This window comes from Desulfovibrio gilichinskyi (assembly GCF_900177375.1).
GTDB classification, from domain to species: Bacteria; Desulfobacterota; Desulfovibrionia; order Desulfovibrionales; family Desulfovibrionaceae; genus Maridesulfovibrio; species Maridesulfovibrio gilichinskyi.
In genome coordinates this window covers 729,874-750,454 of sequence record NZ_FWZU01000001.1, presented here as the reverse complement: position 1 = coordinate 750,454, position 20,581 = coordinate 729,874, and the positions used below count along the sequence as shown (strand labels likewise).

At 39.4% G+C, this 20,581-nt stretch carries 23 protein-coding genes; 11 read left to right on the top strand and 12 right to left on the bottom strand.

Annotated features, from left to right (window positions below; all coding sequences use genetic code 11):
* Positions 1-47: 47 nt before the first annotated feature.
* A complete protein-coding gene (locus B9N78_RS03535) occupies positions 48-803 on the bottom strand; it encodes a hypothetical protein (protein ID WP_170921365.1) in 756 nt (251 codons plus the stop codon).
* Between the two features lie 181 nt (positions 804-984).
* On the opposite strand from B9N78_RS03535, the gene B9N78_RS03530 reads away from it, so the two are divergent.
* A complete protein-coding gene (locus B9N78_RS03530; protein ID WP_085098376.1) occupies positions 985-1,680 on the top strand; it encodes an HD-GYP domain-containing protein in 696 nt (231 codons plus the stop codon).
* A gap of 28 nt (positions 1,681-1,708) precedes the next feature.
* On the opposite strand, the gene B9N78_RS03525 is transcribed toward B9N78_RS03530, so the two are convergent.
* From B9N78_RS03525 to B9N78_RS03515, 3 genes are read right to left on the bottom strand one after another with little or no spacing between them, the layout of a single operon-like run.
* Positions 1,709-2,596 carry an amino acid ABC transporter permease gene (locus tag B9N78_RS03525; RefSeq protein ID WP_085098373.1) on the bottom strand — a complete coding sequence of 296 codons (888 nt, stop codon included), beginning with the start codon at positions 2,594-2,596 and terminating at the stop codon, positions 1,709-1,711.
* Between the two features lie 10 nt (positions 2,597-2,606).
* On the bottom strand, positions 2,607-3,440 hold the full coding sequence (locus B9N78_RS03520) for a transporter substrate-binding domain-containing protein (protein ID WP_085098370.1): 834 nt from the start codon (positions 3,438-3,440) through the stop codon (positions 2,607-2,609).
* Between the two features lie 31 nt (positions 3,441-3,471).
* A complete protein-coding gene (locus B9N78_RS03515) occupies positions 3,472-4,134 on the bottom strand; it encodes an amino acid ABC transporter permease (RefSeq protein ID WP_245805450.1) in 663 nt (220 codons plus the stop codon).
* A 375-nt stretch (positions 4,135-4,509) separates the two neighbouring features.
* On the opposite strand from B9N78_RS03515, the gene B9N78_RS03510 reads away from it, so the two are divergent.
* Positions 4,510-5,235 carry a lysozyme family protein gene (locus B9N78_RS03510; protein ID WP_085098364.1) on the top strand — a complete coding sequence of 242 codons (726 nt, stop codon included), beginning with the start codon at positions 4,510-4,512 and terminating at the stop codon, positions 5,233-5,235.
* Positions 5,236-5,274: 39 nt separating this feature from the next.
* Here B9N78_RS03510 and gap read toward each other — a convergent pair whose 3' ends face one another.
* From gap to surE, 3 genes are all read right to left on the bottom strand, one after another.
* Positions 5,275-6,261, bottom strand: a complete 987-nt coding sequence (gene gap, locus B9N78_RS03505) for a type I glyceraldehyde-3-phosphate dehydrogenase (protein WP_085098361.1) — start codon at positions 6,259-6,261, stop codon at positions 5,275-5,277.
* Between the two features lie 53 nt (positions 6,262-6,314).
* Complete coding sequence (gene fba / locus B9N78_RS03500; protein ID WP_085098358.1) at positions 6,315-7,238, bottom strand: class II fructose-1,6-bisphosphate aldolase; 924 nt, start codon at positions 7,236-7,238, stop codon at positions 6,315-6,317.
* Positions 7,239-7,441: 203 nt separating this feature from the next.
* A complete protein-coding gene (gene surE, locus B9N78_RS03495; protein WP_085098355.1) occupies positions 7,442-8,197 on the bottom strand; it encodes a 5'/3'-nucleotidase SurE in 756 nt (251 codons plus the stop codon).
* A gap of 149 nt (positions 8,198-8,346) precedes the next feature.
* On the opposite strand from surE, the gene B9N78_RS03490 reads away from it, so the two are divergent.
* The 6 genes from B9N78_RS03490 (at position 8,347) to B9N78_RS03465 (ending at position 14,094) form a co-directional block, all read left to right on the top strand.
* The gene (locus B9N78_RS03490) at positions 8,347-9,381 is read left to right on the top strand and encodes a 3'-5' exoribonuclease YhaM family protein (RefSeq protein WP_085098352.1); all 1,035 of its coding nucleotides are present in this window, start codon (positions 8,347-8,349) and stop codon (positions 9,379-9,381) included.
* Positions 9,357-10,001: a dTMP kinase gene (gene tmk, locus B9N78_RS03485; protein ID WP_085098349.1), complete on the top strand. Its 645-nt coding sequence runs from the start codon at positions 9,357-9,359 to the stop codon at positions 9,999-10,001. The genes B9N78_RS03490 and tmk overlap by 25 nt, the downstream gene beginning before the upstream one ends.
* A 525-nt stretch (positions 10,002-10,526) precedes the next feature.
* Complete coding sequence (locus B9N78_RS03480) at positions 10,527-11,474, top strand: hydrogenase small subunit (protein WP_085098346.1); 948 nt, start codon at positions 10,527-10,529, stop codon at positions 11,472-11,474.
* Positions 11,475-11,533: 59 nt separating this feature from the next.
* Positions 11,534-13,243: a nickel-dependent hydrogenase large subunit gene (locus B9N78_RS03475; protein WP_085098343.1), complete on the top strand. Its 1,710-nt coding sequence runs from the start codon at positions 11,534-11,536 to the stop codon at positions 13,241-13,243.
* A gap of 73 nt (positions 13,244-13,316) precedes the next feature.
* Positions 13,317-13,805 carry a HyaD/HybD family hydrogenase maturation endopeptidase gene (locus B9N78_RS03470; protein WP_085098340.1) on the top strand — a complete coding sequence of 163 codons (489 nt, stop codon included), beginning with the start codon at positions 13,317-13,319 and terminating at the stop codon, positions 13,803-13,805.
* A gap of 31 nt (positions 13,806-13,836) precedes the next feature.
* Positions 13,837-14,094, top strand: coding sequence for a HypC/HybG/HupF family hydrogenase formation chaperone (locus tag B9N78_RS03465; protein ID WP_085098337.1), 258 nt, complete (start codon positions 13,837-13,839; stop codon positions 14,092-14,094).
* A 106-nt stretch (positions 14,095-14,200) separates the two neighbouring features.
* Here the strand turns inward: B9N78_RS03465 and B9N78_RS03460 are convergent, their stop codons facing one another.
* Both B9N78_RS03460 and B9N78_RS03455 read right to left on the bottom strand, forming a co-directional pair.
* A complete protein-coding gene (locus B9N78_RS03460; protein ID WP_085098334.1) occupies positions 14,201-14,767 on the bottom strand; it encodes a lectin-like protein in 567 nt (188 codons plus the stop codon).
* 218 nt (positions 14,768-14,985) lie between these two features.
* The gene (locus B9N78_RS03455; protein ID WP_085098330.1) at positions 14,986-15,591 is read right to left on the bottom strand and encodes a flavodoxin family protein; all 606 of its coding nucleotides are present in this window, start codon (positions 15,589-15,591) and stop codon (positions 14,986-14,988) included.
* A gap of 119 nt (positions 15,592-15,710) precedes the next feature.
* Here B9N78_RS03455 and B9N78_RS03450 point away from each other — a divergent pair, with 119 nt between their 5' ends.
* From B9N78_RS03450 to B9N78_RS03440, 3 genes are all read left to right on the top strand, one after another.
* Entirely contained in the window at positions 15,711-16,094 is a 384-nt protein-coding gene (locus B9N78_RS03450) for a winged helix-turn-helix transcriptional regulator (protein ID WP_085098327.1), read from the top strand.
* An 80-nt stretch (positions 16,095-16,174) separates the two neighbouring features.
* Entirely contained in the window at positions 16,175-17,281 is a 1,107-nt protein-coding gene (locus B9N78_RS03445) for a M20/M25/M40 family metallo-hydrolase (RefSeq protein ID WP_085098324.1), read from the top strand.
* Positions 17,282-17,691: 410 nt separating this feature from the next.
* A complete protein-coding gene (locus B9N78_RS03440; RefSeq protein WP_245805449.1) occupies positions 17,692-18,771 on the top strand; it encodes a M20/M25/M40 family metallo-hydrolase in 1,080 nt (359 codons plus the stop codon).
* 84 nt (positions 18,772-18,855) lie between these two features.
* Here B9N78_RS03440 and B9N78_RS03435 read toward each other — a convergent pair whose 3' ends face one another.
* The 3 genes from B9N78_RS03435 to B9N78_RS03425 are packed head-to-tail and all read right to left on the bottom strand — an operon-like array spanning position 18,856 to position 20,575.
* The gene (locus B9N78_RS03435; RefSeq protein ID WP_085098318.1) at positions 18,856-19,590 is read right to left on the bottom strand and encodes a protein phosphatase CheZ; all 735 of its coding nucleotides are present in this window, start codon (positions 19,588-19,590) and stop codon (positions 18,856-18,858) included.
* Between the two features lie 26 nt (positions 19,591-19,616).
* Positions 19,617-20,129: a PilZ domain-containing protein gene (locus B9N78_RS03430; RefSeq protein ID WP_085098315.1), complete on the bottom strand. Its 513-nt coding sequence runs from the start codon at positions 20,127-20,129 to the stop codon at positions 19,617-19,619.
* Positions 20,129-20,575: an NIL domain-containing protein gene (locus B9N78_RS03425; RefSeq protein WP_085098313.1), complete on the bottom strand. Its 447-nt coding sequence runs from the start codon at positions 20,573-20,575 to the stop codon at positions 20,129-20,131. Before B9N78_RS03425 ends, B9N78_RS03430 begins: the two co-directional genes overlap by 1 nt.
* Positions 20,576-20,581 lie beyond the last annotated feature (6 nt).

Below are 20,581 nucleotides of genomic sequence, written 5' to 3'. Positions count from 1 at the left end.
ATTGATATATAAGTTGTTGTTATAATTTATTTTTAAATGTTAATGTTTTAAACTAAAACATCAACATTTTCACCGGTTTTAACTATATTCTTGATAGTTGTACTGCCTGTTTTGGAATGATCAGAAGATGCGAAACTTGCGGTTACATTTTCTATAACTGATGCTTCGGCCTGAATGCTTACATCCCCAGTACTATCTTGAGATTTTTCTGCCTGATCACTACCTTTTGTTAAATTCTCTTCAGTTTTTGAGGCTTCTTCTTTAGCTTCGATATCCGTATTTTTTTGTTTTTCCGCTATGACTTTTTCTGTCTGTTCTTCCGTAAATTCTTTTTGTTCTTTAACTTCTTTTTCCAGAGAATCCTCTGTCATATCTCCGACAATCTTTTCACTCGCGGCATCCCCCATTTTTTGCGCTTCACCACTTGCAATTGTCTTCGCTGCATCAGGTGACATACCTGATGCTATTAACTCATCTGTCCGGTATACGCGGAAATTTACGACGCTGGTGATCATGCTGTTATACTGCGTCATCAGATTATCTTGAGCTTTAAGAGCTTTTAAATTCAGCAGACTATAGTTTTTCTCTTCTCCTGAGTCAGCTCGCATAAAATTTCCGGAAAGCATATTAAGCCTTTCCGGTTTTTCCGTAGATTGAATTTTCGATATATATGCTGTTTTATCAATTGATTCTTTGGAACTAGAATTTTCAATAGATTCAGTTACTTTTTGTTCAGGCATATTGGAAAGACGGATCTTATTGAAAAATGTACTTGTTGTACCAATCTTCATACCTTTCTCCATAATTATATAATTTGCTTTTAACCATTATCGTCATCTTTGAGTAATACTTTATATATAAAATAATTATTCCGGTATAATTTAGAGCAATTTTTTTTATTTTGGTTTTTATTGACAATGACAATCAATGTCAATGAAGGCTGAAGGAATAAAAAACGATTCTATCAATTGAATACGAGGAACTATGAGGGATGTAATAGATCTTGTCGGCGCAAAGACAGAAGAAATTAAAAATGGATATGATATTGTTCACGAAACTGTTCATCAATTTGCAGAATCTCTTGGCAATGCCATTGATGCCAAAGATACATGTACAAGTTCGCATTCTGATGAGGTGGCTGTGATATCAAAGGCTTTAGGTGTGCAAATAAGGTTAAATCCAGATGAATGCAGGGCGCTGCATATTGCCGGACATCTTCATGATATAGGTAAAATTGGAATTCCTGATTCAATTTTAAAAAAGAAAGGGAAATTGACCGATGAAGAATATGAGGTTGTAAAAAAACATCCGGTTATCGGAGCGGGAATTGTCGGTCCAGTTTCAGTCTTTTCTGGAGAGAATGGTATCGCCAAAATGATATTACATCATCATGAAAGATTTGACGGAAAAGGGTATCCAGCAGGATTAAAGGGGCATGATATCCCTTTCGGAGCAAGAATTATAGCTGTTGCAGATACCTTATCTGCTATAATGCAGGATCGTCCATATCGGCAGGCAATGTCATTTAATCATGCCTTGGAGGAAATCGAAAGATGTTCCGAAACACAATTTGACCCTGTGGTTGTTAACGCATTAATTGAAATAGCAGATGATGTTCAAAAATATCTATCTGATATGAAAAGTTACAATGAAGAAGATTTAATAATAAAAGATGCATAGTTAATTGAAGATAAAATATTAAACTTTCCTATTCACGCTTATAACGGTTCATTTTCTTTTCTAAAGCTCGCACTGCAATTGAGCACGGGAATGTCAGCAAAAAGTATAAAACGATTACTACTGACCAGATTTCAAAGGTTCGGTATGTCGCGGACATAAGTTCTTGTCCGGCAAAAGTTAATTCTTGGATAGAAATAATTGAAACAATAGATGAATCCTTGATGGTTGATATAAATTGTCCAGCCAAAGTCGGTAAAGATTGCGCGAATGCCTGCGGAAGAATAATATAAATAAGCTGCTTACGGCGGTTTAATCCTTGTGCTTTAGAAGCTTCCCATTGTTCAACCGGGATTGATTCAATACCGGAGCGAACAATTTCTGTAATATAAGCACCTTCAAATAAGGACATGGTTATAACACCGGAAAGAAAGGCGGGGAGCTGCTCAACAGGTCCGAGTAGAAACGTTAAAAAAGGAAAAGATTTATCATCAAGTGAATACGAAAGATCTGTTATTCCTGTGGCGTTCATCAGTTGATCGCCGAGGAAATAATAGAAGATAAAAATCAGCACTAACGGTGGAATGTTACGAATCAGCCCGACATAAGAGCTCGAAATCATGCGATATAGCGGACGCGGACTGACCCTTAAGATACCCATAACGGTACCGATAATCAGAGCAAAGATGATTGACCATACGGAAAGGCGCAGGGTCACTAAAAGTCCCTGAGTCAGCTGTCCTGCTTTCCACGTGTCTGTGGTGTGATCATATCTGATGATATAATTAGGTATTACAGACCAATCCCAATGGTAATTCAGCTGTGTAACAATATGATAGGAAAGAGTGGACAACACCCCGATGATAACTGCAAGCAGCAGTATATCAAGGGATGTTATCCTCTTTTTTGAATTATTCATTTTGTAGTGATTATTCTACCAGAGATTCCCATTGGTTGCTTTTAAACCAGTAATTAAAGCGAGCTTCGAGCCAGCCTTCAGAATTGGTAACTTTAATCCAATTATTGAGATAATTGAGAAAATCAGGATCACCTTTTCTAACCGCAAATCCGATAGGTTCTTTGGTGAAATCACCTTTAAGCGGCAGGTAAAGCTTTTGTGGGTACTTTTGAGCCAGTGTTTCTGGTAAGGGGGCGGAAGCGATCAGACATGCGACTTTTCCATTGAGAAGTTCCTGAATAGAAGCAGCTTCATCGCTGAATTTTAGTAGATTAGCTTTAGGAAGAAAATTCTGAGCTGCTTTTTCAGCTGTTGTTCCTAAACGGACGGAGACTTTTGTATCCGGATTATTGAAACCTTCAAGTGAACTTTTATCTGGAGCGGCAGATTTGCTGGCAATAATGGACATTCCGGTGAATTCATAAGGATCTGAAAAATTAACTTTCAGATTCCGCTTTGGAGTAATTCCCATTCCGCCGATAATTATATCAAATTTACCTGTTAGAAGGGCGGGGATAATTCCATCCCATTTTGTCGGAATAAATCTTATTTTTACGCCCATGTCTTCTGCAAGTCGTTTAGCTACATCTATTTCGAATCCGATGAATTCTCCATTTTTATCCTTCATAGCCCACGGTTTGAAAGTTGAGAATCCTACCCTTAGAGTTTGTTTTTTCTGGATAGTTTCGAGAGTGCTGTCCTGTGCCAGGTCCTGCCTGGTACTACCGGCCCAGACCGCAGTAGAGACCCCGATGATCAGGATTACAGCTGCAAGTCCTGTGTTAATAGTTCTCCATAAAGTCATCAGATAATTCCTCCGGTTTTGAGAATGATACTTACCATGCACTTTTAAAGCTTTTAGCAAGCCTATCCAGTGTCCACGAAAGTAAAAGAGTAACAACAAGGTATGCTGCCGCAACAGTAAACCAAATTTCAAAAGTTAGAAACGTTTCAGATATTATTGATTGCCCCTGCATAGTCAGGTCGTAAATTGCGACTGTGCTGACAAGGGCCGAATCTTTAACAAGTGCGATAGCCTGACCGGCAAGAGGTGGAGCTATGCGAGGAATTGCTTGAGGTAATATCACATTCAAATAGGCAAATTTAGTGTCGCCGCCTAAACTGTACGCAGCTTCCCACTGTCCGATATCAATTGATGTTATACCGGATCTGAAAATTTCTGAGGCATAAGCTCCTTCAAAAAGACTTAAGGCTATAACTGCAGACCAGAATCCGTTGATATTGAGTATTGGTGATGCAACAAAGTATATAAAAAACAGCTGGATAAGCAGTGGAGTATTACGAATAATCTCAAGATATAAGCGTGCAAGGCTGTTAGCCATAAATGAATCTGAAAGACGGAAAATTGCGGTTCCAAGTCCTATAATAAAAGTGAGAACAAAGCTGATTCCTGTGATTTTTAAAGTGACAATAAGTCCCTGCAAAAGAGGTCCGGCCATGAATCCTTGGCTGGAGTATGTGAAAATAAAGTCCGGCACTCTGAACCACTGCCAGTTATACCCGAGTTTTTCAGCCCCCTGGTATAAAAAATAGCTGGAGGCAATTAATAAGCAAATAAAAAGAATGATATCACAAATATAAATTCTTTTATTTACAGTATGTCGATTAGTTAATCTGGTATTTAACATATTATTTTTGATTACTATTAATTACTGTACAAATCTAGGATTGTTTTTTTATGCGATAATATTTGCTCTTAACAAAGTAAATTTTAAATGGCGACACATTCTGTCAGTTTGTGTCGCCTTTTGTATATAATGGATAGCGAATACTCGGAACTGGCTGGTAAATCGTTTAATTATCAGCAACTCAAATAAAGCAACTTATATATTTAGTAATGGGGTTTGAATAATATGAATAAAAATCAAATAAAATTCATACAAACAGTTTTAAACAAAAATAATGCAGATTTAATTGTCGATGGTATTGTCGGGCCTGCAACTATCTCAGCTATAAAAGTTGCTGCGGATATTCCTGAAGATTGGACCGACGAAAGATGTTTAGCCGGATATATCCAGATTCTTACAGCAAATAGCGGTATTGAATGTGGTCCGTTTGATGGTTATTGGGGTGATAAAAAATTTACACCTTCGATCTGGCCAAATTCTTCGCAAAAAGATTTAATCCGATATTATGGTCAAGTTGGTGAGAATCAAGTTAGAATTACCCTTCCTTATCCGCATAAGCTGGCGTGGGATACGAATAAAACTATAAATTCATATTTATGCCATGAGAAAGTACATGACAGCCTCAAACGAGTTCTTACGCGCACACTGTCCCATTACGGTCCGGCTAAAGTTGAACAATTGAATTTAAATCTTTGGGGTGGATGTTTAAATGTGCGTACTATGAGAGGAGGAACAACATATTCTGCTCATAGTTGGGGAATAGCCGTTGATTACGACCCTGAGCATAATCAGCTCAAATGGGGGCGTGATAAAGCATTATTTGCTAAGTCCGAATATGATGCATGGTGGTCTTTTTGGAAAGAAGAAGGGTGGACAAGTCTTGGGCTGACACAAAATAGAGATTGGATGCATATACAAGCGGCTGAAATAAAGCCCCGTTCTGTCCACTGACGGAATGGGGCTTCAAATATATAAGAATAACTTTAAGAACTAAACTGTAGCAGCAACTTTTTTAATCAGGCGAACGAGCTGGTTGGAAAAGCTGGATTCATTATCATACCAGACAATAAGTTTGAGCATATTTTCTTCCATTACAGACGTAAGCGGACCATCAACAACTCCTCCGTAGGTGCTGCCAATGTAATCAGTAGAAACAAGCGGTTTATCAGTATAACCCATGTTCTCATTTGCAGCTTTTTTAAGAGCGGCATTAACTTCTTCAATGGTAGTTTTTTTTGCAAGATCACAAGTAAGATCAACCAATGAAACATTCGGAGTAGGAACGCGAAGAGACATACCGTCCAGCTTTCCTGTGAGTTCAGGGATAACAAGCGCTACAGATTTTGCTGCACCGGTAGTTGTCGGGATTATATTAACGGCACATGCTCTTCCTCTGCGGATATCGGAATGAGAACCATCAAGAACTCTCTGGCTCATTGTGTACGCATGGACTGTAGTCATGAGACCGCGTTCAATACCGAAAACATCGTTTATAACTTTTGCGACCGGAGCAAGGCAGTTTGTTGTACAGGATGCTGCTGACACAATTTTATGCTCAGGTTTTAGATCGTTGTCATTAACACCCATAACAACGGTTATATCTGAATCTACGCCGGGAGCGCTGATAATAACTTTTTTAGCTCCGCAGGCAATAGCTTTTTGGCAACTTTCACGATCACGGAATTTTCCTGTGGATTCAACAACAATGTCGCATCCGAGTTCTCCCCAGATCCATTCACCGGGAGCGCAGCGTGTAACTTTGATCTGTTTACCGTTAACGGTAAACCCATCTTCGTTTGCAATGACTTCGGCATCTAATTTACCGTGTACGGAGTCGTATTGCAAAAGAAGAGCAAGATCTTCGTTAGAAGCACGAGCATTTATAGCAACAAGATCAATTTCTTTGCTGTTGTGAATAAGTCTTGTCAGGTAGCGGCCTATTCTTCCAAATCCGTTAATTCCGACTTTTACAGCCATCGTTTACTCCTTCTAGAAGATGAGCCACCTTTATTAAAGGTGGCTATCATAGTTTATGCTTTTCCAGAGCAACCCAGAACATTTGTGATTTTATGGCGAACCATTTCTTTCACAGCTTTGCGGGCTTCGCCAAGGTATCCTCTAGGGTCAAATTCAGTTGGGTTTTGAGCTAAAAACTTGCGGATTTCAGCCGTCATTGCAAGGCGGATATCCGTATCAATATTAATCTTACAAACAGCTTTGGATGCAGCTTTACGAAGGAGATCTTCAGGTACTCCTTTTGCTCCGCCGATATTGCCGCCAAATTCATTTGCCATTTCAACGAATTTAGGAACAACACTTGATGCGCCATGCAGAACTATCGGCAAATTAGGGAGCAATGCAGATATCTTATCAAGGCGATCAAAATCAAGTCTTGCTTCACCTGTGAATTTGTATGCACCGTGACTGGTGCCGATTGCTACTGCAAGCGAGTCACAACCTGTGCGACCTGCAAATTCTGCAGCTTCATCAGGGTCTGTATATATATGTTCGTTTGAGGAAACATCTTCTTCAACCCCGGCAAGTCTGCCAAGTTCTGCTTCCACCCATACTCCATGGTCATGTGCGTATGCTACGACTTGTTTAGTCAAAGCAATATTTTCTTCAAAAGGAAGGTGAGAGCCGTCTATCATTACTGAAGAAAAGCCGCCGTCGATAACTTCTTTGCACATTTCAAACGTCGGGCCGTGATCAAGGTGCAGAACAACAGGAAGATCTGTTATTTCCAGAGCGGCTTCCATCAGTTTGATGATATATCTTTGGCCTGCATATTTACGGGCGCCGGCTGAAACCTGTAGAATCACCGGAGCGTTTTCTTCGCTGCCGGCTTCCATGATACCCTGAATGATTTCCATGTTGTTTACATTAAATGCTCCAATGGCATAGCCGCCGGCATAGGCTCCTGCGAACATCTCTTTAGGGGAAACGAGTGGCATAAACTCCTCCGTGGTAAAATGAATGAGGTAAAAAACATTGCAATAAAATTAACGCTGAACTGAAACAACAGCTCTTAATAATCGACAAAAAAGGAAATTACAGAACTTGAAGTCAGGAAAATTTACCGTTTTAAGTTCCAAATATTAACTATGTACACTATGTAGAAAGTAAATGTCTATAAACAGTTTAAAAAGTATGCCGATTATCTATTGAACGCCTGCTCAAGAGTTATAATTGCTTCTCTATCCGTAAAATCAAAATGCAAAGGAGTCATAGTAATATGACCTTTTGTAAGCAAATCACGGTCAGTTCCGGCACTTATAAGTTCTTTCGGCATAACGCCGTCCAGCCAGTAATAAGTCTTGCCTCGTGGATCTTTCCGGACATCATACCAATCGTGCCAAGAAACTCTGGTGTGCCTGCAAAATTTAATTTTAAGAGTATCAGCCATTTTTAAAGCTGGAAAGTTAAGATTCAAAACTGTTTTCTTCTCAAACTTAGACCATGGTATTTTGCTCAACATTTCAATGCAATAATCTGCCTGATCAGTCAGATCTGTCGGGTTAAAATCATCATAGGATACGGCTAAGGCCGGTATGCCCATGAGAGCTCCTTCCGTTGCCGCTGAAACTGTTCCGGAGTAGAGTATATCCACGCCGATGTTGGCTCCGTTATTGATTCCGGAAATGACTATGTCGGGTTTCGTATCGAGCAAAGTGGTTAGCCCAAGTTTTACGCAGTCAACCGGAGTTCCGTAAACACCGAGTCCTGAAAACCCACCTTCGTTAAATTCTTTAACACGAAGAGGGGAGGACAGCGATACAGCATGGCCTACAGCAGATTGTTCAGTAACCGGTGCGACAACCTGAACATTGTGACCTGCTTTTTTAATACTATTGTACAAGGCTCTCAGGCCTACGGCCTGTATTCCGTCATCGTTCGTCAAAAGTATGTTCATAATAATTTCCAATTGAAAAAAAAATTGGACAGTCTTCCAATGCTTTGACTATGAATACAACTTCGAAGCAGTTAAAATTGTGCAAACCGCAACGGTAAAACATCAACGCCTCGGGGCGAGTTATCAAAGCAATTCAGGAATAGCAAGAAGTGTCGCAAAAAACTATATATATTAAAGACCTTATTAACGGTTTAAGAATCAGAGACGTGTTTCTGATTGCTGATGCGCAGGTTCGGGAATCCAAAAATGGGCCTTTCTGGAATTTGCGTTTACAGGATTATTCAGGGTCGGTAGAAGCTAAAATATGGAGTCCTCTAAGTCAGGCGTTTACAAGTCTTGAAACAGGAATGTTTGTCATTGCCGGTGGAATGATCGGGTCCTTCAGGGATCAGCCTCAACTGACAATTGAACAGCTTGAAATACTTGATCCTGATCAATGTGAACTAGAAATATCAGATTTTCTACCGTCAAGCCATCAAAAACCTGAAGAAATGATGCAGGAATTAGAATACATGGTGGCTGAGCATATGGTTCATCCTCCATGGAAGAAGTTTTGTCGCAAGGTTTTAAATGATGATGAAATTCATAAACGACTACTTTGCGCAACAGGTGCAAAAACAGTTCACCATGCATACGTGGGCGGTCTTTTAGAGCATACTCTTTCAGTTGCCAAACTTTGCATGTCCATTTGTGATAATTACCCTCATATCGACAGGCAGGTTGTACTTGCGGCGGCAATTTTTCATGATTTAGGAAAAGCATGGGAGCTTACCGGAGGGCTTAAAAATGACTATACAGACGAAGGGCGTCTGCTTGGGCATATTCATATAGGAGTTGAAGTTTTAGAACCTTTTCTTCAAAAATCTAAAGATTTGGATGAAAAGTTAAAGCTTCACTTTAAACATTTGATTTTGTCTCATCACGGTGAATATGAGTTCGGTGCTCCTAAACGGCCGAAAACACCTGAAGCTTTTATTTTACATTTTGCGGATAATATCGATGCAAAAATGAATACAATTTTCGCGGAGCTTGATAAGCTTGATGGAACAGACAGTAATTGGACTCCATATCAGCGTTTTCTTGATAGATATTTGTATAAATCGGAAAAATCTCCCAATGAGAATAACATTAAATCTGACAAAAAAAAATCGGAGGCTCAATGTTCATTACCTTTGAAGGTATAGAAGGAACCGGCAAAACAACGCAAATTAAGCGGGTTGTAGAGTTTCTCAAAGAAACCGGGCATGAGGTTGATGTTACCCTTGAACCCGGCGGAAGTAGAATAGGCAAAGAATTGCGTAAAATTTTACTCAATATGGGAAGTACAGATATAACTGGTCCGTGTGAGCTTTTTCTTTATCTTGCAGATAGAGCACAGCATGTCAGTCAGGTTATTCTTCCCGCTATAGAGGCCGGGCGTGTTGTTATCTGCGACAGGTTTGCCGACTCTACTATAGTGTATCAAGGGTATGGTCGCGGTCTTGATCCCAAATTACTGCGTGAGCTTAATGAAGTTGCTGTGTCCGGATGCTGGCCTGATTTAACTATTCTGCTTGATATTGATCCTGAAATAGGTCTTAAACGGGCCACGTTCAGAAATTTAGATGAAGACAAAACGCAGGAAGAAGGACGATTTGAAGCTGAATCAATTGATTTTCATTCTAGAATCAGAGAAGGGTATTTAACTTGGGCTGCACTTAACAGGGAAAGAATTGCCATAATTAACGCAGATCAGACACCTGATGAAGTTTTTTCACAAATTAAAGAAAAAATTCTAGAAATTCTTAAAAAAGAGGAAAAATAATTTTTCCCCATTCAATATATTCATAATATTCTAAATTAATTAGGTTAAATAAAGACCATACACCTTATTTAAGGCGTATGGTCTTTATTATTATCAGAGTAATACTTATAAATTTTACGTGTTACTCTGGAAATTGTTATTGAAAATATCAAATGTTTAATCTTGGAGATAATCTTCATCAAAAGAGAAACTCTTTCTGTATAACAAATTAAAATTAGTGTTATACAGTGCTGTTTTTGTCTATAAAAGACGCAATGAACCATCTAAATCAACAATTTTGCATTTAGGGTTGACGCAGTCATAGTTAAATGGTTTATATCTAATTACAATATTCGATAGGTAAGCAGTTGCAGGGACAAGAGAATTAGATATTTTACTTGTGTAAAAGATTTAATTGCAATTGTAGACTGGTTATGGGGTATGTATTCACGGTTTCGGAATCGGATATGTTTCTGATTCCACCTTGAAAACTGTGTCGTCAGGGGGTAACTCCCGCTGATTTTTAATTAGAGGATGGAGGTTTTTATGAAATTCTCTGTGGGACTCGGAAAGGATGGAGCGGAACAACGCCTGGAGCAGAATGGTGTATCCCGCCGTGACTTCATGAAGTTCTGCGCAACAACTGCCGCTATTATGGGTATGGGGCCAGCTTTTGCGCCGACTGTAGCTGAAGCTCTTACTCAAAAAAGGCGTCCTTCTGTTGTTTATCTGCACATGGCCGAATGTACCGGCTGTTCAGAAGCAGTTCTTCGTACTGTTTCTCCTTACATTGATGCGTTGATTCTAGACACTATTTCTCTTGATTATCATGAAACTATTATGGCTGCTGCCGGTCATGCTGCTGAAGAAGCATTGCATGAAGCTATCAACTCACCTGAAGGCTTTATCTGTGTAGTAGAAGGGGGTATTCCTACTGCTCATGAAGGCGAATGGGGTAAAGTTGGCGGTAAGTCCATGCTCGACATCTGCAAAGAAATAGTTCCTAAAGCAAAAGCTACTATTTGTATCGGCACATGCGCATGTTATGGTGGCGTTCAAGCCGCTGCACCAAATCCTTCAAAGGCAATGGGTGTAAGTAAAGCTCTTGGCGGAATTACAACTGTAAATCTTCCAGGTTGCCCGACTAATCCATACAATTTTGTAGGTGCAGTTGTTCATTACCTTACCAAAGGTATTCCGGAACTTGATTCAAACGGTCGCCCAACCATTTTTTATGGTGAATCAGTTCATGACAACTGTCCTAGACTTGTTCATTTTGAAGCTGATGAATTTGCACCATCTTTCAGTTCCGAAGAAGCTAGAAAAGGCTACTGCCTTTATGAACTAGGCTGTAAGGGGCCGGACACCTACAACAACTGCCCGAAAGTCAAGTTTAATCAGACCAACTGGCCTGTTGAAGCTGGACATCCTTGCATCGGTTGTAGTGAACCAGACTTCTGGGATGAAATGAGTCCGTTCTATAAACAGGGTTAGTTTCATCTTTTTATTTGGAAGTTTGTTGAAGTTACATTCTATTTTCTGGAGGATTGTATATGTCTGGTTGCAAGTCAAAGTCGGGTCCAGCTATAATGGCTACCCCCTTCGATAAGAATTATACCGGTCCCGTTACGGTTGACCCGCTTACTCGAATCGAAGGTCATTTAAAAATTGAAGTTGAAGTTGAAAATGGTAAAGTAAGCAATGTTTGGAGTAGTGCTCAGCTCTTCCGCGGGCTGGAAATTATTCTGAAAGGACGTGACCCTAGAGATGCACAGCATTTCACTCAGCGGTCATGTGGTGTTTGTACTTATGTGCATGCCCTTGCTTCTACACGCGCCGTAGACAACGCTGTCGGTGCAGATAAAAATCTACCTGAAAATGCTAGAATTATCCGTAACTTGGTTATGGCTTCTCAGTATCTGCATGACCATATTGTTCATTTCTATCATTTGCATGCGCTAGACTGGGTTGACGTAGTCAGCGGCCTTCAGGCCGACCCTGTTAAAGCTGCAAAACTTGCCAACAACATGTCTTCTCGTGTTACCAAACCGGAAGACCTCAAAGCTGTTCAGGAAAAATTAAAAGCATTTGTAAGTTCCGGCCAGCTCGGTATTTTCACAAATGCTTACTTCCTCGGTGGTCATGATGCTTACTATCTGAAACCTGAAGAAAACCTTATTGCTACTGCTCATTATCTTGAAGGTCTCCACCTTCAGGTTAAAGCTGCACGTGCAATGGCTGTTTTCGGTGCTAAGAACCCGCATCCTCAGTTCACCATCGTCGGTGGTGTAACTTGTTACGAGTCTTTATCAAAAGAACGTATTCAAGAGTTTAAAGATCTTTACAACGAAACCAAAAAATTCGTTGATGAATGTTACATCCCTGACCTGTTGATGGTAGCTTCCTACTATAAAGACTGGGCAGGAATCGGTGGAACACATAACTTTCTGAGCTTTGGTGAATTCCCTGCAGTTGAAACTGATATTAACAGTCGTTTCATTCCTCAGGGTGTAATCATGAACCGTGATCTTAAAAACGTCATGGACTTTGATCCTAAATCCATCAAAGAAGATATTAAACACAGCTGGTATAAGGGCGAGTCTTCTCTGCATCCTTATGATGGCGAAACTGATCCTCAGTATACTTCTTACGAAGACAAAGACCGCTACTCATGGATGAAAGCTCCTCGTTATAAAGGCGAATCCATGGAAGTTGGTCCTCTTGCTCATGTTCTCACAGCTTACGCTAAAGGACATAAGGACTTCGTGCCTGTTGTTGACAGTGTTCTCAGCCACCTTGGAGTCGGAGCTGAAGCTTTATTCTCCACACTCGGCCGTACTGCTGCCCGCGGTATTGAAACCACTGTTGTTGCTAACGCAATGTCTGAATGGGTTAACAACCTCGAAGACAACATCAGTTCCGGTAATACTGACATTGCAGTTGAATGGGAAATGCCTGACGAAGCTGAAGGTGTCGGATTTGTCGGCGCACCTCGTGGAGCTCTTTCTCACTGGATTAAGATTAAAGGCGGAAAAATCGAGAACTTCCAGCTTGTTGTTCCTTCAACATGGAACCTCGGACCCCGCTGTAACCAGAACAAAATGTCAGCTGTTGAAGAAGCCCTTATCGGAACTCCAATTGCTGATCCTAAACGTCCTGTTGAAATCCTTCGTACTGTTCATTCATACGATCCTTGCATTGCTTGCGGTGTGCATGTTATCGATGCTAAAACAAATGAAGTTCATAAATTCAAGGTAATGTAATGCCCTGAGTTTCCGATTAGTTAACGGGAATCCGGGCTTTCCGGATTCCCGTTTTTTATTTAAAAGGATTAAGATGTCTGAAAGTCAAAAAATTTTAGTTCTGGGAGTTGGGAATATTCTTTTTACCGATGAGGGGATCGGTGTAAAAGTTGTGACCGATCTGCAAAATGAATTTTCGTTTTCCCCTAATGTCACGCTCATGGATGGTGGTACACTTGGAACCATTCTTATGGGCCCTATTATGGAATGTGACATGCTCATAGTGGTGGACGCAGTGCTTGGTGATGATAAACCAGGGTCTGTTTACCGCTTGACAGGAGAGGATTTGCGTAGGAGTCTTGCCTTTAAAGATTCTATGCATCAGACTGATTTGCTTGATACATTAGTTTTATGTGATCTGTGCGACAGTCGTCCTGATTGTGTTGTTGTAGGTGTTGAACCTTTTGATTATCAGACCATGTGTGAGCATGTTTCTGATACTGTTAAAGCTCAGCTGCCTACAATGAAAGAAAGGGTGCTTGAAGAAGTTCTCGCTGCTGGCGGTACCTATAAAGCAGTATAAGTTGCACCAACCGTAAATAAGGGGTTTTTCCATGTGTTTAGCTATTCCTGTTGAAATTGAGTCCATTAACGACAATGTTGCCCGTTGTCGCGTGGGTGAAGGTGAAACATATCTTGATGCTTCATTGATGCTTATGGGAGATGAAGTTGAAGTTGGGGATTATCTGATAGTTCATGCGGGATTTGCGTTGAGAAAACTAGAAACATCTGAAGCAGAAGAGACTCTCAAAATATTGAGAGAAATGCTTAGTCTGGCGGATGGAACAAAACCTGAAGCTTGCGGTTTTTAATTATAAATTTTTTGCTTAAATTTTAGGTTTTGAAACCTAATAATAAAACCCGTAATCTTAGAGTAAGATTACGGGTTTTATATATCTGGGATTAGTGCTTCTAATATTACTTATTAAACTTACGCTTAAATCCAAGTAAACCTGCAATGCTTGTTCCCAAAAGCCAAATTGCTCCGGGGATAGGAGTAGGGGAAGTTCCACTTGGTGTTTCAATTACATAACCGGTTATCATCTGCTTTACGGCACTATCTTCATCATTCCATTTATACTCAAATCTGGAGTCTGCACTGAGATGAATCTCGTTCATCCCTGAATTGTTAGGTTCCTTAGATGACCAATTAGTAAAGTTCCATTCTTCACCGGTAACCCATTGCCAGTTGGCTGTGGGGGTTTGTTTGTTTTCATCACCTGTCTGGAAAGCTCCAAGCCAGTAAGCGTTTTTATCTTTTGTGAAAAAAGTCTGCTTTAAAAATTCATTCTCCGCACTTGAGGTAATTGTCGCTAAATGACCACCAGCCGCTATTGCCTTAGCGTTAGCCTCATCCCAGCTTATTCCTTTATCTTTTATAAGTTCATAAGTAGAACCTTGAAATGCAAAAGGAGAAGCCGCTGCCGGAACAGCAAAGCATATAAGTAGCAATGTTATTGCAAATAACAGGAATTTCTTTGTCATATTTACCCCCCCAGGAAATATTTTGACTTAGGCAAATTCAAAACAATAATTTTTAGGAGTATATACCTTTATAATTAATATATCAATATGGTGAAAAGTAAATCGTGTTATTTTTAATTGCTAATAATGATTGTTAGTTAGATATGTTCTTTAACACCAAAGGCTTTAATATTTAGTAAAAGCCTTTGGTATCAGGGGGTATTCACCCGTTCAGGAAATTAATCACGCGGGGCAGGGTATGAGCTAACATGGGGTGCAATCGCTTTTCCAAGCCAGTTAATTGCCATACCCAAATGATTCATATTTCTTAAACCCTCTGCATCATTTCTAACTTCGCCTTCGTTTCTGCCGTAACCAATATTCCAATAAGTAGATCCGGGAACGACCATCTGACTCATAAGAAACATGTGGTTAATGCTGTCGTAAACGTGAGTAGCACCGCCACGACGAACTGCTATAACGGCTGCACCGATTTTACCGCGTAGTATCTGTCCATTAGCTCCAGAAACATATCCTGTACGGTCTATGACAGCTTTAAGCTCAGCGGTAACATCAGTAAAATACGTGGGTGAACCGAAGATCAGAGCATCCGCTCTAATAATTTTTTCGAATATTTCATTGAAATTATCAGTTTTTATGACACATTTATTATCTTGATTTTCCCTACACTTATTGCAAGCCATGCACCCATGCATAGGTTTGCCGCCTACTTTGATTATTTCAGTTTCCCACCCGGATTCTTTTAACGGTTCAAGAACTGTTTCCAATAATATTCCAGTATTTCCATTTTTACGGGGACTACCATTAATAGCGAGAGCGTACATTTGTTTTCTCCTTATTGAATTATTTAAGATAAAAAACGATAGCCTTTTCTTATTTTTTTACAAGTACATACTTTTTTGTTATGTACTTACATATTAGATAGTATAAAGAGGTTTTACATATGACATGCCGGATGAAAGATTTTAATGGTAAAGAATATAGGTGCTTTTTTGAGCTTACCTTACTTGTAATTGGTGGGAAGTGGAAACCTATTATTTTAAATTGTTTATTCATGGAAAAAACTTTGCGATTCGGGGAAATTAAAAAACGAATACCGGATGTTACTGAACGCATGCTTACAAAACAACTACGTGAACTTGAGTCTGATGGGTTGATCCACCGCGAAGTCTATAAGGTTGTTCCGCCTAAAGTTGAATATACTTTGAATCCAATTGGAGAACGCTTGATTCCGGTACTTAAAAGTATGCGGGAATGGGGCGTAGAGTATGAAGAATTTCTCTATGATGGTGAAGTTCTTGACGGCGAAGGTTATGAAAAAAAATAAGCATTATTTCAATTGCCTGTCATAAAATCATAGTTATTTTTTTGATTATCTTTAATTTTTAGAAGTAAAGTTGGTGAAAAATGATCAGTAAAGATAGAATTTTAAATTTATTTTTAGATTTAATTAAAATTGATAGCCCATCGTTAAAAGAAAAGAATGTTGCAGATTACCTGGTTTCCTTGATGCAGGAAAGCGAGTATGATGTGATAAAAGACTGCGCAGGAGATGCGTGCGGCGGAAATACCGGAAATATATTTGTTCGAATTCCAGCAACAGGCACTGGAGAGCCAATCGCTTTTTCAGCGCATATGGATTGTGTAAATCCATGCGTTGGTGTTGTTCCAGTTGTTAAAGATGATGTTGTGTATAGCTCCGGAGATACCGTTTTGGGCGGTGATGACAAAGCCGGGCTTGCCATAATGATTGAAGCTGTTAGACATCTCGAAGAAGAATCTATTCCTCATCCTGAAATTCATTTTATATTTTCGATATGTGAAGAGTCCGGAATGCATGGAGCAAAAAACATGGATAGCAGCTTATTGCCTGCAAAGAATATCCTTGTACTTGACTCAAGCGGAGACGTTGGAAGAATCATCATCGAATCTTCCGCAAAAGCCGGTATTAATATTACTTTTAAAGGTAAATCTGCTCATGCAGGGATTTGTCCGGAATCCGGGATAAGTGCAATTCAAATTGCTGCTGAAGCAGTTTCGAAAATGCATCTGCTACGTATTGATAAAGGAACAACTGCAAATCTCGGTAGAATTGAAGGCGGAGGAGCGACTAATATCGTAACGGATCAAGTTACGCTAACAGCAGAAGCTCGTTCTACAAATGATGAATCATTACAACTTCAGCTTGATCATATGGAAAAATGCTGTGTTGATGCTGCTGTCAAATTCGGTGGAATGTGCCAGTTTGATTCTGAAATTTCATATCCTGCTCTTCATATAGACGAAAAAAGTAAACTTTTGGCTAAAGTTGAGCAAAGTTGCAGAAATACAGGCATCACTCCTAAACGAGACTCAACAGGAGGTGGAAGTGACGCAAATATTCTTTACGGAAAAGGGTATACAGCTTTAACTCTGGGTGTCGGTATGAGCAAGGTGCATACTGTCGACGAATTTATTGCAGTTAAATCATTGACTGACTGTGCTGAATTAGTTGCAGATATTATGAGAAGTTAAATTAATCGTTGGGAAAATATTACAACATTTTAAAAATATAAAACTTATGTTAATCTATTCAGAAGAATGTTTCATTAGAAGTATTCTTCTGGATAGATTCTGGCTTATTTAAATTAGTCAGTTTAACTAATAGAGTTTTACTATAGACATAAATAGCTAAAATACTGCTGTCAGCCTTTTTCAATACTTCTATAATCTGATTTCTCTACGGAATCCTGATTACTACATTTCAGCAACTTCTCAATGCGTTTTTTTTCAATAATATCCAGTTTACTTAAACTATTTGTACAGGATGGAAACAAAAAGCATGACCTGTTTTAATACGTTTTGCTGTTTTTTAAGAATTTTGCTTATTGTAAATTTATATCAAAGGCCGGAATATTATGATTAATAAAAATAGGATATTGAATTTGTTTTTAGACCTAGTAAAAATTGACAGCCCCTCGCTTAAAGAAAATGATGTTGCAAGTTTTTTGTACTCATTAATGCTGGAAAAAGAATATGATGTTAAAAATGATAGAGCTGGTGATGCTTGCGGTGGAAATACAGGAAATCTATTTGTACGGATTCCTGCAACAGGGGCCGGGGAACCAATCGGGTTTTCGGCGCATATGGATTGTGTAGAACCTTGTTGCGGAGTAACACCGATCATTAAGGATGATGTAGTCTACAGCTCTGGTGACACCGTTTTAGGCGGTGATGATAAAGCCGGGCTCGCCATAATGATTGAAGCGATAAATCATCTTGAAGAAGAGTCGATTCCGCATCCAGAAATTAATTTTATGTTTTCAATGGGTGAAGAGTTAGGCATGTATGGTGTAAAAAATATGGATACTACTTTACTGCCTGCTAAAAATATTATTGTGCTTGATTCTGGCGGTGCTGTAGGAACAATCGTTGTTAATGCTCCATCTGAGGCTCTGATTTCGATGGTTTTTCATGGTAAATCTGTTCACGCAGGTATTATTCCTGAGAAAGGGATTAATGCTATTCAAATAGCTGCTGAAGCAATCTCCAATATGAATTTATTACGTATTGATGCATGCACTACTGCCAATTTAGGCCGAATTGAAGGTGGCGGAGCCGCTAATATAGTAACTGATCTTGTTGAACTTTCTGCCGAAGCTCGTTCTACAAAAGAAGAGTCGCTTAAGCATCAACTTGATCATATGAAAAAATGTTGCACAGATGCTGCAGCAAAATTCGGCGGAAGCTATGAATTTAATTATGAAGTGTCATACCCTGCGTTGCATGTGGATGAAGACAGCTTGCTCCTAGCTAAAGTTGAAAAGAGTTATAAAAATGTAGGTCTTACTTCCAGCCGTGTTTCAACTGGAGGAAGTAGTGACTCAAATATTCTTTCTGGAAAAGGTTATGGAGTTTTAACTCTTGGTATCGGCATGTGCAAAGCCCATACTACAGGGGAGTTCATTGCAATTAAATCAATGACGGACTGTGCTGAATTAGTTGCAGATATTATGAGAAGTTAATTTATCAGCGGTTTAAAAATAAAATCCCTCACTGTTAAAACACTGAGGGATTTTATTTTTAATGAAAAAAACAATAAAAATATTTTAAAGACCTAATGAAGCAAGCAAATCGTCAACTTCGCCTTGATCACTTCCTTCGGTAGGACCTTGCAATTCGCTCATTTGTATTTCCGCGACCTGATCTAATTCTTCCAATGATTTTTCAGGAGCCTTTTCACGGGCTTTAATTTTAAGTCCGGTGGACATGTACAGATCAAGAACAATTTTTTCGACACTTTTAATAGTCTCAACAATAATTTTGATTCTCTGTCCGGTTAAATCTTGAAAGCTAAGGGTCGTCATGATGTTCATGAGATCTTCACCGAGAGTATTGTTTATTTGACCCAATTCTTCGCGCTGCTCTTTCTTTACCCCGCCGGATTCAAATCCTTTTATGATAGCCGAAAGGGCAAACTGCATTTCCTGAAGTTTCTCAACAATATCCATAATATCTTGAGTAGCTTTTTCAGTTGTGCGCATAATCGCATCAAGCTGATCAGATGCTTCATTGAATAAGTCATCAGGATTTGCATCTACTGAGACAGAAACAGACGAGGTTGGACCTTTTTTGGCTTTTGCGACTTCTTGATATATATCTTTTAAGCCGCTTTGAAGATCTTCATTAATTCTGCGATAAAATTCTCCCTCAAGAAGTGTCTTAGACATGCTTTTAGAAATTTCTTTCTGAATGGCTAAGGTTATACTTTCCTTTAAACTCTCAGTCAGATCTGTAGAAATTTTCTCCATCATGTTTTGAACGATTAGATCATCGTTAACCACAATGCACTCCTTAGGGATTTATGTTTCTAGGATATTTTATCAGTACGTATGCGTTCACGTTGTTCGCTGAATACAAACTTGATTATAGCCTCAAGGTCGTGTTCTTTAATGTTTATAAATTCCATGACCCAAGTATCAGATATTTTACCTGCTTTAACAGTGCCTTTTGTACTGGCCATACGCAGCGGCACTTGATCAAGAACAAGAACAACTTCCATAATACTTTTGGACTTTAATGGTGTCGCCGTCTTGAACATTATGCCGTTCCCGGAGATTTCAAGAACTTCAATATCAATCGGGAAATCTTGAGAAATATCTTTTATACTTTGAATACCAAGAAGCTGATCAAGTTTACGATCAATTTCAATGAGATATACTTTTAACCATTCTGGAACCTTCGAATCATCAAGATCTTCAGCGGGATGCTTTTGCCCGTTCCCTATACCTCGGAAAAGAGGAGGGTTGCTAAGTGAGTTAGCAATCCTTCCATATCCCCTGATCCGTGTTTTTACACTTGAATAATGAGCGGTCTGGTCCATTATGTAGTCCTGTTTTCTTTCTCCTGCGGATCAATTTCCATAGCCCGTACCGGGCAGATCTTGGTACAGATTCCGCATGCAGTACATTTTTCAAGCTCGAACAGCACCAAGCGTGATTCCATATCCAAAGAAAGAGCACCCGTTGGGCACATCGCAAGGCACATTCCGCAATGCATACACGATTCTTCATCTCTGGATATTTTCTGTGCAACCGGAATTATTTTAATCCCATTTTCTTTCAGGTAGTTTAACCCCTTATGAAATTCTTCTTCCGGTCCTGTTATTTCAAGAGTCAGACTTCCTTCATGACGAGGATTTATGTCTGCTTTTAAAATATTAAAACTTAAACCGTATAATTTCCCGAGATTGCAGATTACAGGACGACCTGAAACTGTTGGTGGGAATGATAGGTGCACTATTTTATTAAAGTTTTTATTTTCAGTCATTTTCGT

Bases quoted from the DNA above. Each gene is read 5' to 3' on its own strand.
- B9N78_RS03535 (WP_170921365.1), bottom strand. From the start codon at position 803: ATGGAGAAAGGTATGAAGATTGGTACAACAAGTACATTTTTCAATAAG.
- B9N78_RS03530 (WP_085098376.1), top strand. From the start codon at position 985: ATGAGGGATGTAATAGATCTTGTCGGCGCAAAGACAGAAGAAATTAAA.
- B9N78_RS03525 (WP_085098373.1), bottom strand. From the start codon at position 2,596: ATGAATAATTCAAAAAAGAGGATAACATCCCTTGATATACTGCTGCTT.
- B9N78_RS03520 (WP_085098370.1), bottom strand. From the start codon at position 3,440: ATGACTTTATGGAGAACTATTAACACAGGACTTGCAGCTGTAATCCTG.
- B9N78_RS03510 (WP_085098364.1), top strand. From the start codon at position 4,510: ATGAATAAAAATCAAATAAAATTCATACAAACAGTTTTAAACAAAAAT.
- gap (WP_085098361.1), bottom strand. From the start codon at position 6,261: ATGGCTGTAAAAGTCGGAATTAACGGATTTGGAAGAATAGGCCGCTAC.
- fba (WP_085098358.1), bottom strand. From the start codon at position 7,238: ATGCCACTCGTTTCCCCTAAAGAGATGTTCGCAGGAGCCTATGCCGGC.
- surE (WP_085098355.1), bottom strand. From the start codon at position 8,197: ATGAACATACTTTTGACGAACGATGACGGAATACAGGCCGTAGGCCTG.
- tmk (WP_085098349.1), top strand. From the start codon at position 9,357: ATGTTCATTACCTTTGAAGGTATAGAAGGAACCGGCAAAACAACGCAA.
- B9N78_RS03480 (WP_085098346.1), top strand. From the start codon at position 10,527: ATGAAATTCTCTGTGGGACTCGGAAAGGATGGAGCGGAACAACGCCTG.
- B9N78_RS03475 (WP_085098343.1), top strand. From the start codon at position 11,534: ATGTCTGGTTGCAAGTCAAAGTCGGGTCCAGCTATAATGGCTACCCCC.
- B9N78_RS03470 (WP_085098340.1), top strand. From the start codon at position 13,317: ATGTCTGAAAGTCAAAAAATTTTAGTTCTGGGAGTTGGGAATATTCTT.
- B9N78_RS03465 (WP_085098337.1), top strand. From the start codon at position 13,837: ATGTGTTTAGCTATTCCTGTTGAAATTGAGTCCATTAACGACAATGTT.
- B9N78_RS03460 (WP_085098334.1), bottom strand. From the start codon at position 14,767: ATGACAAAGAAATTCCTGTTATTTGCAATAACATTGCTACTTATATGC.
- B9N78_RS03455 (WP_085098330.1), bottom strand. From the start codon at position 15,591: ATGTACGCTCTCGCTATTAATGGTAGTCCCCGTAAAAATGGAAATACT.
- B9N78_RS03450 (WP_085098327.1), top strand. From the start codon at position 15,711: ATGACATGCCGGATGAAAGATTTTAATGGTAAAGAATATAGGTGCTTT.
- B9N78_RS03445 (WP_085098324.1), top strand. From the start codon at position 16,175: ATGATCAGTAAAGATAGAATTTTAAATTTATTTTTAGATTTAATTAAA.
- B9N78_RS03430 (WP_085098315.1), bottom strand. From the start codon at position 20,129: ATGGACCAGACCGCTCATTATTCAAGTGTAAAAACACGGATCAGGGGA.
- B9N78_RS03425 (WP_085098313.1), bottom strand. From the start codon at position 20,575: ATGACTGAAAATAAAAACTTTAATAAAATAGTGCACCTATCATTCCCA.